The 12994-nt window shown below is 33.2% G+C and carries 12 protein-coding genes and 1 other RNA gene; 4 read left to right on the top strand and 9 right to left on the bottom strand.

Translation table 11 applies throughout. From position 1 onward, the window contains the following. Positions 1 to 27: 27 nt before the first annotated feature. Positions 28 to 528, bottom strand: a complete 501-nt coding sequence (locus NBE98_RS06245) for a CBO0543 family protein (RefSeq protein ID WP_250813687.1) — start codon at positions 526 to 528, stop codon at positions 28 to 30. Positions 529 to 1200: 672 nt separating this feature from the next. On the opposite strand from NBE98_RS06245, the gene NBE98_RS06240 reads away from it, so the two are divergent. Further along, positions 1201 to 2181 (top strand): aromatic acid exporter family protein, encoded by a 981-nt coding sequence (locus NBE98_RS06240; RefSeq protein ID WP_250813686.1) that lies wholly within the window; start codon positions 1201 to 1203, stop codon positions 2179 to 2181. Positions 2182 to 2306: 125 nt separating this feature from the next. Here the strand turns inward: NBE98_RS06240 and NBE98_RS06235 are convergent, their stop codons facing one another. From NBE98_RS06235 to NBE98_RS06205, 7 genes are all read right to left on the bottom strand, one after another. After that, complete coding sequence (locus NBE98_RS06235) at positions 2307 to 3089, bottom strand: ABC transporter permease (RefSeq protein ID WP_250813685.1); 783 nt, start codon at positions 3087 to 3089, stop codon at positions 2307 to 2309. 61 nt (positions 3090 to 3150) lie between these two features. Next, on the bottom strand, positions 3151 to 3954 hold the full coding sequence (locus NBE98_RS06230; RefSeq protein WP_250813683.1) for an ABC transporter permease: 804 nt from the start codon (positions 3952 to 3954) through the stop codon (positions 3151 to 3153). Then, positions 3951 to 4928, bottom strand: a complete 978-nt coding sequence (locus NBE98_RS06225; RefSeq protein ID WP_250813681.1) for an ABC transporter ATP-binding protein — start codon at positions 4926 to 4928, stop codon at positions 3951 to 3953. Before NBE98_RS06225 ends, NBE98_RS06230 begins: the two co-directional genes overlap by 4 nt. A 333-nt stretch (positions 4929 to 5261) precedes the next feature. Then, a complete protein-coding gene (locus tag NBE98_RS06220; protein WP_250813678.1) occupies positions 5262 to 6572 on the bottom strand; it encodes an FtsW/RodA/SpoVE family cell cycle protein in 1311 nt (436 codons plus the stop codon). Between the two features lie 3 nt (positions 6573 to 6575). Further along, the gene (locus NBE98_RS06215) at positions 6576 to 6905 is read right to left on the bottom strand and encodes a PadR family transcriptional regulator (protein ID WP_250813676.1); all 330 of its coding nucleotides are present in this window, start codon (positions 6903 to 6905) and stop codon (positions 6576 to 6578) included. Positions 6906 to 7133: 228 nt separating this feature from the next. Further along, an RNA gene (gene ffs / locus NBE98_RS06210) (signal recognition particle sRNA large type) lies at positions 7134 to 7399 on the bottom strand. Positions 7400 to 7494: 95 nt separating this feature from the next. Beyond that, on the bottom strand, positions 7495 to 8103 hold the full coding sequence (locus NBE98_RS06205) for an NUDIX hydrolase (protein ID WP_250813674.1): 609 nt from the start codon (positions 8101 to 8103) through the stop codon (positions 7495 to 7497). Between the two features lie 225 nt (positions 8104 to 8328). Between NBE98_RS06205 and NBE98_RS06200 the strand changes: the two genes are divergently transcribed. From NBE98_RS06200 to NBE98_RS06190, 3 genes are all read left to right on the top strand, one after another. After that, entirely contained in the window at positions 8329 to 9642 is a 1314-nt protein-coding gene (locus NBE98_RS06200) for an APC family permease (RefSeq protein WP_250813673.1), read from the top strand. 51 nt (positions 9643 to 9693) lie between these two features. Then, on the top strand, positions 9694 to 10737 hold the full coding sequence (locus tag NBE98_RS06195; RefSeq protein ID WP_250813671.1) for a DNA polymerase IV: 1044 nt from the start codon (positions 9694 to 9696) through the stop codon (positions 10735 to 10737). A 174-nt stretch (positions 10738 to 10911) separates the two neighbouring features. Next, positions 10912 to 11085, top strand: a complete 174-nt coding sequence (locus tag NBE98_RS06190) for a zinc-ribbon domain-containing protein (protein ID WP_250813667.1) — start codon at positions 10912 to 10914, stop codon at positions 11083 to 11085. A gap of 176 nt (positions 11086 to 11261) precedes the next feature. Here the strand turns inward: NBE98_RS06190 and NBE98_RS06185 are convergent, their stop codons facing one another. Continuing rightward, complete coding sequence (locus tag NBE98_RS06185) at positions 11262 to 12980, bottom strand: plasmid pRiA4b ORF-3 family protein (protein WP_250813666.1); 1719 nt, start codon at positions 12978 to 12980, stop codon at positions 11262 to 11264. Between the last annotated feature and the right edge of the window lie 14 nt (positions 12981 to 12994).

Raw genomic sequence — 12994 nt, 5'->3', positions numbered from 1 at the left:
TATAGGTGCATATAAGTATTACAAGTCTCAAGTACTTTCCTTAGGGCCTGAGCTTAAAAATTTATATAGATATATTTCGCAGGTAAATACTAATAAATAAGTTGGAAAGGAATTGTAAAGAGTATAACCATTTTTATAGTGAAAAACTCCAAGGAAATCTGCCAACAATTCACTCAAGGTTGCAATAATGCTGTAGAGAAGAATGTAAATAGGTGTATACTTGAGTTTAATATTGGCCCTTTTATAGACGTAAACAAAGATATATGAGAAAGGACTAAACATAAGATAGGTAATAAAGTCCATTATCTCATAGGAAGAGTTATCACCTACATCATACAAATCAATTGGAGGAGTAGATAGGATATGATCACATAAGATTCCAGTAAAAAAGCCAAATAGAAAATAAACTATGGTTTGCTTAAAGGAGAAGATTTTTTTTAGTTTTACCATTAAGATAAGTCCTACAAATAAAAAAACTATAATTGTCCATTCATTTTTATTGAAGGCTGTGTCATATAAATCTGCCATTTAGAAAATCCCTCCTTCATGGTAGTTTCTTCAGTGCTTTTATAAATACAAAAGCAAAAGCCAGTAATACTACATAGATAAAAGTGGTAAAGAAGAAAGTCCAAGCTGTATAGTTTACTAACTTATCCCATATAGTTATCAATTTTATGAAAACAAGGAACAGCACTGAAAACAATATTATCAATATTCTTTTAGATAGTTTATAGTATTTAAAGGTAAGGTTCGCGAATATCAAAAGGCAAAAGGGAATAATTATATTTCTGTGAAGAAAAAGAGAAATAATCGCTGTATAATGATAACTATATCGTACAAGCTTCAGATTCAAAGTAAGGACAATATATATATTTGAAATGATAATATCGATGATGAAGAATAAAATAACATTTTCTTCTTTTGTCAAGCTTTTAGGGACAAGAAAGAATGTGCAAATAGTCAGCCAGGTAATTAGTACAAATAATGCCAAAGTCATTATAAAACATCCTTTCTAATATACTATCAAATAGTATTTACCAAGTGGATTTAGAATATTAATGTATAATTTATGTTAATTGACAAGTTATTTTTGTTATCATAAAATTACTCTAATATGAGAATTATTATGCGATTAAAGTTATAAATGAGCTTGAATGGGACCTGTGTCGAGCGCAGTAACTGAGAATAATAGGAGGAAAGATGAAATTTATAGGATATAGAACTTTAAAAACAGCTATAGGAGCTGCTATAGCTATGATTTTAGCAGCTAGCTTTGGATTAAAGTATGGTACAGCAGCAGGGGTTATAGTAATTTTAAGTGTTCAAAGCACCAAGAGACAATCAATAAGGGTAGCAATTCAAAGAATGGGAGCATGTGTTTTAGCTTTATTTCTATCCTCTGTATTATTCAATTTTCTAGGCTATAATGCTTATGTTTTTGGCTTATTTCTTTTAATGTTTATTCCTTCAGCGGCCAGATTTAGATTTAATGAAGGAATAGTCGTAAGCTCTGTGCTGGTAACACATTTGCTTGTGGAGAAGTCCACAGAAGTTTCCTTGATTGTGAATGAGCTTCTTTTAATGATTATAGGTATAGGTGTAGCACTTATAATGAATTTGTATATGCCAAGCATCGATAAAAAAATTAAGACTAATCAAGCTGAGATTGAAGATCTTATTAGAGATGTTCTAAAGCATATGTCTGAGGCTTTAAGACTTAGTGCAGTTTCTCTTAAAGAAGACGAGCTTTTTAGAAGTCTTGAGAGCAAAATTAAAAAGGGAAGGGAAAGAGCTTACAAAAGCCTTAATAATTCTTTGTTTTCAGATAACAGCTACTATGCAAAGTATATGGATATGAGGTATCAGCAGTTAAAAACTTTAAAAAATATGAGAAAACACTTTGAAAAGTTTTCTATAACATATAAGCAGACGGAGATGATTGCTGGTTTTACCTTAAGACTTTCTAATTCTATTCATGAATATAATACTGCTGAGGGGTTATTGAAAGGTCTGCAAGAGTTGAAAGATAGTTTTAAAGCAATGGAACTTCCAAAGACTAGAGAGGAATTCGAAAATAGGGCCATGCTCTATCAGTTTTTAAATGACCTTGAGCAGTTCCTGCAGATAAAAAATGATTTTAAAAAGAATCTTGATGAAGAAAGACATTTGGACGTTTTTTAAAAAGCATTATTTTAATATTACCGATATATTATAAAAAATATGGTTCATGAGTTGGCTGATACGAATGAACCCTCATGAACCATATTTTTTATATTTACGCTGTTTTTGATATAAAACTAATCTTTTTATGAACCTGTTGATTTATAATGCCTTACCCCAAAGTTCCAAACTAAAACGCATGGAATTATGAAAGCTAAGCCTAAAAGTGGGGTAAACATATACAATAGAGAGTTGCCTTCAGCCTTATCTAATATAAACATAAGCGGAAGATAGTTTACTGTACCAAAAGGTATAATAAAGGTGAAGAATTTTCTTAACCATTCTTTATATATGCTCAGTGGATACTGAGCCATTTCTCTGCCGCCATCTGTAAAAATGTTAACTACTTCAAGTCCTTCTACAGTCCAAAAGCATAAGGTTGCACCAAGCATATATATACCTGCGAAAATAAATACTGCGCTTATTATCATAAGTAAAAGAGTAGTCATCTTGTGTATGTTCCAGCTGATTTGAAGATTAGCAATTGAGAAGACTAATACTATAAGACTTTGTGCGAGACGGCCTATTCTTGTGAATTCAAACTTTGAGCCAAGCACTTGAAGTATGGTTGTTCTCGGTCTTACTAAAATTCTGTCAAAATCTCCATTTATAATAAGAGAAGAAAAAGAATCAAAGCCTCTAGCAAAGCATTCACTTAGTGAAAAAGCAATATGAATTACTGAGTAGCATAATGCAACTTCGTAAAGAGACCAGCCAGCCAAACTTTCAAATCTTTGAAAGAACATAAATATAGAAGTAAAAACTAAAAAAGGCACGAAAAACTGTCCAATGGAAAGTAGTATGAAGGAGGTTCTGTATTCCATCTGACTTCTGAAAAGTATGGATAAGTATTTTAGATATAATTTCATGATGCTTTCTCCTTTCAATTCTAAATTGAGCTAACCTGAATTGGTAGTTCTATTAGCTAAATTAACCACCTTGCACAACAATCCTTTTTAAAGCCTTGCTCATCCACAGTTTTCCTATGCCAACTGTTAGGGTTATCCATACAAGCTGAACACCAATACTTAGTATAGCTTCCTTCATTCCTATATTACCTGCATAAATTCTAAATGGCAGATCAGAGGTGTATCTGAAAGGAAGAATATAAACTATGGTTTTTAAAGCATCTGGCATTAGAGGAACTGGAATTACCAAGCCAGAAAAAAACTCGCCAAACACACCGAAGATAAGCAAGGAGCCTACACCTGACATAGTATAGAAAATTGATATGTAAATGAGCATGGAAATAGCTACTATTAGAATCAACCCAAGAAGCAGAGTGATAATAAACAATAAGAAGCTTGCAACGCTGGGCGGCAGCGTAAAGTTATAGGGGTAAGGAAGAAGTATAGCTACAATCAATATAGGAAAGCATCTTAATAGTGCCCCCGATAATCTTTGAGCTATAAGCTTTGCATACCAAAAGTTATACAGGTCAGCAGGACGACAAAGCTCATAGGCAATGTTGCCGCTGGTTATAAGATTTATCAGTTCGGCATCTCTAATCCACAGCATGATGAAGACTAGAAAACTTTGCTGAAGCCATAACACTTGAATTAATTCTCTAAAGGAAATGGGTTGGGTAGCAGAGCTGCTTTTATAGAAAGCCTCGAAAATCATGATATACATAAAGCCCCAAAAAAATTGAGTTGAAACTCCAGCTAAGGCAGCTGCTCTGTATTGAAGTCCTTTTAACAGTCTCATTTTAAACAGTGAGTAGTAGGCTCTCATATCTCGTACTCCTTGTATAAATCAACTATGATTTCTTCTATAGGCCGACTTTCTACTGAAACATCTAGAATATCTAGTTTATTTGATAGAAGACCAATTACTTCTGAAACTTTTATTTTATCTAAATCAATGGACATAGATAGACTCTCGCTTGAGCGAGATAGAATAGTTGTTCCTTCGATATGTATAGCTTCATTATTTTCTGCAAAATCAACAGTTAGTGTTTTATGTGTTGCAAATCTATTTTTTAGCTCAGTAAGCGTGCCATCAAGAAGAATTTTACCTTTACCTATAAGAATAATTCTTTCTGCTAAAGCTTCTATGTCATTCATATCATGAGTTGTTAGTATAACCGTAACTTTTTTTTCTTTATTTATAGTTTTAATAAAATTTCTCACAGCGATTTTAGAAACGGCATCAAGTCCTATAGTTGGTTCATCTAAAAATAATATCTTGGGATTGTGAAGCAGTGAGGCGCCAATTTCACAGCGCATTCTTTGACCGAGGCTTAATTGCCTAACAGGAGTTGAGAGTAATGTGGATAAATCTAAAGTGGATGTTAATAAATCTAAAGAGTTTTTATATTCTTTATCAGGTATTTTATAAATATCTTTAAGCAGGTTGAAAGAGTCAATAACTGGCACGTCCCACCAGAGCTGAGAACGCTGTCCAAAGACAACACCAATATTTTTAACATGCTCAATTCTATTTTTCCAAGGAGTATGTCCAAGAATACTGCAATTTCCGCTGTCTGGTACAAGTATACCGCTTATAATCTTTATTGTTGTAGATTTCCCTGCACCGTTTGGACCAATGTAGCCAACGATTTCACCATCATCAATATTAAAAGAAATGTCTTGAAGAGCTTGAACTGTAGTATATTCAGGTTTAAAGAGAGATTTTACAGCAGCACCGAGGCCAGCTTTTCTTTTGGCTACCTTAAAGGTTTTATTTAGGTTTTGGACTTCAATCATATTATCACCTCGCATCCTTTATTTTACAAGAAATATAATTATATTCTTACTTGTTAGAGAAGTCAATACAAAAACTGATACAATTGGTAGTTTATATTGTGGCGAAATAAAGTATATCAATTAGTACGGAATTATCTTGATATCAAGATAAGAAGAAATCAAGATAAGAAGATATCATGATATCTTCTTATCCATCAGAACATAAATTGTTAACCATATAAATTGTTAACAATTTATATGGCTGATAATATAGACGAAATGAAAGAGCTGTTTCTTATAGAAGAATTCTTCTATAAGAAACAGCCTTGCTATATATTATTATTATAATTTTTATTAAGCTTTGCTGGTCAGAGGTGCAGTAGATAAATTTTTTCGTCTGTAAATGCTAAGCATAAGCCCTGCTGAAATCATATCCATAATTAAGTGAGAACCGCCAAAACTCATGAAAGGCAAACTCACACCAAGCATTGGAGAGATGCCTAAATTAACTAATATGCTCAATATAAATTGAGCAGACAGTATAGTAACTAGCCCAGCAGACAAAAGTTTGCCGTAGGAATATTTCGCTGAGCTAGACACACGAATCATTCTTAAAATAAAGTAAAGTATTAATAGGACAATAGCTGAGGCGGCAAGCCATCCAAAGGTATGAGTCATATAAGCAAATACAAAGTCAGTATGAACCTCTGGAATATTTAACTTATCACTACTTCTGTTTCCCCAAAAGCCAGCTGAATTTACTGCATTATGAAGCTGAATATATATCCAGCCAGCTCCATTTGGCTCACGATTAGGATTAATAAAAACAAGAAACCTTGCAATCCTATAAGGAGCACTAATTATAAATAGGTATACAAAGAATAGCAAAGTAGCTGGTGGAACAAGAATCCAGCGAAGTTTTACTTTTGAAACTAGCATTAACACCACGCATGCGCTCATATAAATAAACATTGCAGATAAACTAGGAGCCAAAAATAAAAATAAGCCAGGTATAATCATAAGAAATAGTCCTAAGGAAAAACCACCAAGGCTATTCCAAGCCCATTCTTGAAATATTCCAGATAACGAAATTGTTATAAGAAATGGACTAATGTATATAAAGTCAATACTCATTCCGCCAAAGCTTAAATATGGTAGTCCATTTGCATATTTTCCAAAGAATACAGTTAAGAACATTAATGCCAAGGTTGCTAAGTAGATATACTTTGAATAAGGTAAAATTCTTCTATAATCAAATAAATACAAGCCTATTGTAATAAAAATACCGATTATATAAAATATAAGGCTGCGTTGAAACATTCTTATATCTTTAGCATGAGATACAGCGTTACTGGATTGTATTATATACATTACAACAAGGCCTAAAACTGAAAAAGCAATAACAGGTACAAAAATCTTTAAGTCCAGTTTTGCCTTGTGGGTTTTATTAAGCTGATTTCCAACTACTGAAGCCTCACCCATATGAGCAACAGCCTTAATAGCTGCCTCTTCTTCAGAAACACCGGAAGAAATAAATTCCTCTTTAAGGGTTTCCAAGTGGTCTTCAAGTTCTAATTTTATACTATTATGAACATCTTTGTTTTTAACTAGTGAGCAAACTTTTTCTATGTATTCGCCAAATGAGCTATTTTTATCTTTTCCCATATTTTAAACCTCCCCCAGAACTTTGTTTACAGTATTGCTAAACAAAGACCATTCTTCTTTTCGTTCTTCCATATGATTTCTACCTTTGTCAGTAATTTTATAGTATTTTCTCTTTCTGCCTTCCTCACTGTCACTCCAGTAGGCTTCAATCATTTCATCACCTTCGAGAGAATGTAAAATAGGATACAAGGTTCCCTCTTTAAAACTGAATATTCCATTGGACTTGGTTTCGATTACCTTAATAATCTCGTAACCATACATAGGTCTTGAGTTTAGCAGACTTAAAACTAAAGTTGCAGTGCTGCCTTTAAGCAATTCCTTATTAATTTTCATAATACAACCTCCTTATACATAGAATAACGATACATAGTAAATCTAGGTATAATGTTAAACGAATATATGCATGATGTCAATAGGATAAAAATAATTAAAGAGAACAATTAGAAGTACTTAACGAAGGAAAAGCCACAAATTTTAGTGTTGTTCGTTTATTTGCAGCAAAGCAAGTTTTACGAAAACACTTAATTTGTGGCTTTTCCGAGCTTAGTACTTATATGTACATCGTGCACCTCGCTTTGACAATTAAGCTATCAGCGTTTGCAATTATCTCAGCTCAAGTTAGGTTTATCCACGGCACTCAGAAAGGCTCACTTATCGCTGCTTTCTTCCGAACCTGACGAGTTTCATGACTCTCTGACGCATGGGACCAAACTCTCAACACTGATTTAATTACACTGACCTGACAGCTTAAAGCCTAAACGAGGGATTCAACCCTGCTGTAGCGGATTGCAGGCTACAGGGCACCGCTGGCTCCCCGTCTAGCACGACTTGTTGATGTACTAATAATAACATGCCTTAGTTAACTAAACAATGATGTTATTTTGGCAATAAGCTTTGATTATGGAAAAGGAGTTTTTATATCCTATTTAAATAATTCTTCTCCAAGAAGGGCAAAGCTTTCAAGTATCATATGAATTTTTATATCCATCTTCACATCTTTCTTAAGAAATTCTTTTGCTTCTTGTTGGGATACTAAAGTTGCATCAATATCTTCATCTGCTTCTAGGTATTGATTGGATAAAGTACCTTCACAGGTGCAGTAAACCATAGCAACAGACTCGTCTGTCATGCCAGCAGATATATATACCTTTCTTTTGCTTCTATTATAGTTTATATCTATTAAAGATAAGCCTGTTTCTTCCTTAAGCTCGCGTCTAACTGCAGTCTCCATAGATTCATCAGCATCTAAAAGCCCGGCAGGAAGCTCGTAAACATAGTCATTTAGAGGAATTCTAAATTGCTTTATAAGAACAAGGCTATTAGTCTCCTTATGAAGAGCCGCAATAATTACAGCATCTATCCTTTCTTCTTTCTCGCCTGAATATTGTGCCTTTAGTGTCTCAAAGTTTTTTCTGGAGGCTATAATCCAGTGCTTTTCTTTACCTGCTTTATTTTCATATTGAGCATCATAAAGACTTAGGAATTTGCTTTCGGCAAGTGAAGTCAATTTTTTTATTCTATTTTCTCTCATAACGTTCTCCTCATTTTCCATTAATAGGTTTCGGCAATAATTTCTTCATTTATTATACATATTATTGCTCGTTCCATTCAACCAAATTTTTTAATATAAAGAAGAATATTGTTAATATTTTGTCAATAATAAAGGATATTTTTATCTTGCATCGAATAGTAATTAATGAAGGTGTTCTTTCATAAATATGATAATTAATGAAATAATTATGGGGAGTGATTAAAAATGGAGAATACTAACGGAAAATTAAAAAGGGAATTGGGACTATTTTCAGCTATAACAATAGTTATAGGAATGGTTATTGGCTCAGGGATTTTCTTTAAGCCAGCTATAGTTTTTAAAAATGCAGGCTCGCCTTTTATGGGAATTATGGCTTGGGTTATAGGAGGACTTATTACGGTAGCCTCCGGACTTACTATTGCAGAAATAGCAGTGGCAATTCCTAAAACAGGCGGCGTATTTGTGTATCTTAAGGAGTTATATGGGGAAAAGTGGGCATTTTTATTTGGATGGGTACAAACCGTAGTATATGTCCCAGGTTCTGTTGCAGCACAAGCTATTGTTTTATCAACTCAAATAACCTCATTTGTAGATTTAACTCCTGTTCAGCAAAAGCTGGTGGCTATATTTTTCCTTATCTTTATAGCTGTAATGAATGTTATATCTACAAAGCTTGGAGGGAAAATACAAGTTGCAGCAACAATAGCTAAACTACTACCTATAATAATTATTATTACTTTAGGTTTTGCAAGAGGAACGGCAAAAGGACTCGTATTTAATATACCAGGAGGAGCCGCATCTGCAGGCCTTGGTGCTGCAATTCTAGGTACTTTATGGGCTTATGATGGTTGGGTGAGTGTTGGAAATATGGCTGGGGAGCTTAAAAATCCTAAAAAGGATTTGCCAAAGTCAATTATACTAGGGCTTTTCTTAGTTATAGTTGTTTATGCCTTAGTAAATGTTGCACTTATTAAAATAATGCCTGTTGAAGCTATAATAGCTTCAAGCAAGCCTGCTTCAGATGCATCGGTTGTATTGTTTGGAAGCTTGGGCGCTAAGTTTATTTCTGCTGGAATAGCCATTTCGATTTTTGGTGCACTTAATGGATATATGATGACAGGGGTACGTATTCCTTTTGCTATGGCTCAGGAAAGACAGCTACCATTTTCAAACTTTTTAGGAAAGGTAAATAAAAAATTTGAAACACCTTTAAATTCTTTCATACTTGTAGTTATTCTAGCTTCCGTATATGTTTTATCAGGATCCTTTAATACGCTTACTGACCTAGTAATGTTTATACTATGGATATTCTTTACTATGGCTGTAGCAGGAATTTTTATTTTAAGAACTAAATTTAAACATATAAAAACCTCTTATCATGTTCCTTTGTATCCTATAGTACCCATTATAGGAATTGTGGGAAGCATCTATATAATTGTGAGCACACTAATTGCGAATATGTCTTATGCTATCTTCGGGACAATAATAACTTTGCTAGGCTTTCCTGTTTACTATTATTTGAAAAAGAAGAATAACTAACTTTATTGTGCTATAATTTAAGCAAGAAACTCTACGGAGGTCAGACTTAAATTGGATAAAGTAATAATGCATGTAGATATGGATGCTTTTTTTGCAGCAGTAGAAGTAATTGATAATCCAAGTCTTAGGGGTAAGCCTGTAATAGTAGGAGGTACAACTGAAAGAGGGGTCGTAGCTACTTGTTCTTATGAAGCTAGAGCTTATGGTATAAGGAGCGCTATGCCTGCCTATATTGCTAGAACAAAATGTCCTGATGCTATCTTTCTTCCCGTGAGATATGGAAGATATAAAGAGATTTCAAACAAGATATTTAATATTTTTTATGAGCTGACCCCTTATGTAGAGCCGCTTAGCATAGACGAAGCTTATCTGGATATATCAAATGTAGATATAAAGCCTTTAGAAGTTGCTAACTATATAAAAAATCAGGTTAAAAAGCAAACAGGATTAACTATATCTGTAGGAATATCCTATAACAAATTTTTAGCTAAGCTTGCCTCCGATTGGAATAAGCCGAATGGTTTGAAGGTGATAACTAAGGATATGCTGCCAGATATTTTATTTCCACTTAAAGTAAGCAAGGTTTACGGGTTAGGACAAAAATCGGTTAAGAAGTTAAATGATATAGGTATTTTTACAGTAGAGGAGCTTTATAAGCTTCCTAAGGAACTTCTTATAGAGTTTTTTGGTAGGTTTGGAACTGAAATATACGATAGAATTAGAGGTATTGATAAAAGAGAGGTAGAGATATACAGAGAGCGAAAGTCTATAGGTAGAGAGACAACCCTAAGAGTTGACACGAAGAATAAAGATGAGCTGAAGGTTTACTTGAAGGGTTTTGCAGATTCTATAGCTAGTACTATGCAGGCTAAGAATGTAAGTGGAAAAAGTGTAACAGTAAAAATTAAGACCTCTTCTTTTATAAACCATACCAGAAGCAAAACCTTAATGCATTATATACACACTAAAGAAGACATATATAATGAAGCCAGCAGCATTCTAGAAGATATTGAACTTAATGAAACTATTAGACTTATAGGAATATCAGTTTCATCTTTAAGAGAAGATAGCTTGGAACAATTGACCATGTTTTGAAAAATAAATATGTTGCACATTATAAATATGTCTGCTATACTGATTAAGTGATAGAGACTAATTAATGTCTAACACTAAGATTTAATATGGTAAACAACATATCCTCTTTTTTTATAAAGAATATACTTGTTGATCTAAATTGATCTTAATCATTCGAAAAGGAGGAATGTTTAAATGGCAGATAAAACAATAGTTTGTAAAGATTGTTCAAAGGAATTTATATTCAGTGAAAACGAGCAAGCTTTCTACAAAGAAAAAGGATTCGATAATGAACCTCAAAGATGTGCTGATTGCAGAAGAGCAAGAAAGCAACAAAACAACAATAACAACAGAGGCTTCAGAAGATAATAAATGAAACCTACAAACCTGTAAATTTAATTTACAGGTTTTTTATTTTTATGTTTAAGTGGAGAGAAGTTGGCAATAATATAAACATAAAGTTATATATGAGCTTTTAAAGCTCATAAAAGCAGTCAGCCGGTCCCCCTAGCTGACTGCTTTTTATTTTAGTACAGGAATAAGTTTTACTTTGTATAATCTCTGCTGCTTTTAACTACTCTAGGATAATCAATGGTTTTATCAAGAGGCCTAGCTACTGTAAATTCAATTTCAAATTTTATTTCCTCATTAAAGTCATAAAGAAATAAAAGTTTTTGTTTTTCATGAAGCTTAAGTTTGTGAATCTTATAGTTAATAGCCATATCTTTTTTTTCTGTATTATACGGTGAGGTGATTTCAAACTCTTTATCCCAAGCTTTGTTGTTCATAAAGAAAGAATATTGGGAACCGTATTCTAAATCAAAAGCACTGACTATTGAGTTAGCTAAATTATCTAAGGTTTGGGTGCCTTTAAGCTCTATAGCTTTCCAGGAACGCTTGTTGTAGTAGTGCTTTACTTTAAAAGTATAGGCTAGGTTAGGCTTTGTTATTAAGGATTTGTGCGATGTTTTTGATGAAGCTGATTTGTTAGCATTTTCCTTAATAGGGGTTAAAATATCCCTAAACTCATTAATAAGCTTATTAAGTTCCTCATCAGAAAGATTGAAGTCCCCGAAATCACCATCTAAAATCTCATCGGAGTCATAGTAGCTTATGAGTTCGTTATACATAACCTGATAATTATAAGGACTTTCAAGCTCTTGAAATATATTCTTAGGAGATTTCCCACCTAAAAGTATTTTCTTTCCTAAGGAAGTTATATCAAAGCCACTCCCCATAAAAAAATAAAGCTTTATAGGAGGAACATTTGTATTATAAGCTTCTAAGAGCTGCGCAAAGTGAAATTGAAATACCATTTCTTCGTTATAAATTGGCTGTATAACCTGAAGGTAATGTCCTAGTGGGGTTAAAAGCTGAGCATCCATTATAAAGTTAAATTCAACGTTTATACTCAATGCAATTAAGGTTTCTTCTGGAATATTTAATTCTTCACCATTTTCAATGGCGCTAAAGTAAAGATCCTCTAGGTCTAAATCACCTATATCTAAGTTGTATTTCTTGAAAGTATTTCTTGAGTATTCCTCTAAGTTTTGAGAATCCTGAAAAAGCTTCATTAAGCTTTCCTTAGAAAAGGCTTTTCTGTCAAATTCAAAGAGGCTGCTCAGAGATTTTGAAGCTGTTCCAATAACTGTATCAATAATTTTCTGAAGTTGTTCATATGCTGAAAGCTTGAAAAAACTTTCAATTCTTATTCTATTCGCCATTGCCCTATAGGTATTAATTGAAGGCATTTTTTCAATTAAATTCAAACTGTAGGCAAGGTTTGTAAGAAAGGTAGCATAAAAAATTTCCTTAAAGGTGAGACAGTTAATAAGCTCATCTCTTTCCACTTCTAAAAGCAAGCCGTTTTCATCTACTGCTACATCAGGAATACAGTGCTCAATAAAAATTTGTAAATCTTCCAATACAGGATGATTTTCAACGCTAAAAGTCTTAAACTCAAATTTAAAATCTCTTAAAACTCTGTTCTTAAAGACGGGGGTAATTATGGGAACAACTCTGAAATCTTCGCTGTATTCTTGCTTAATTTGTGAGTTTATAAAACTACTTGGAGAGATAGTGGTATCGAGCATAAGCACTGAGTAGAACCAAAGCCTGTATAAATAAGGTATTGCCTTGAGTATTGGGGGCCTTTCTTTTGGTTTGTAATGGCAAAATTCAGTTAAAAATTCATTTTTGAATATATCTAATATTCCATAAACAGTATCAGTTTTATTGCAAAAGTCAATAATATCGTTATTCAATTTGTTACATCCTT

The organism is Clostridium swellfunianum, assembly GCF_023656515.1.
In the GTDB taxonomy this organism is placed as follows: Bacteria; Bacillota; Clostridia; order Clostridiales; family Clostridiaceae; genus Clostridium_AT; species Clostridium_AT swellfunianum.
This window is presented reverse-complemented; position numbering and strand designations above follow the sequence as displayed.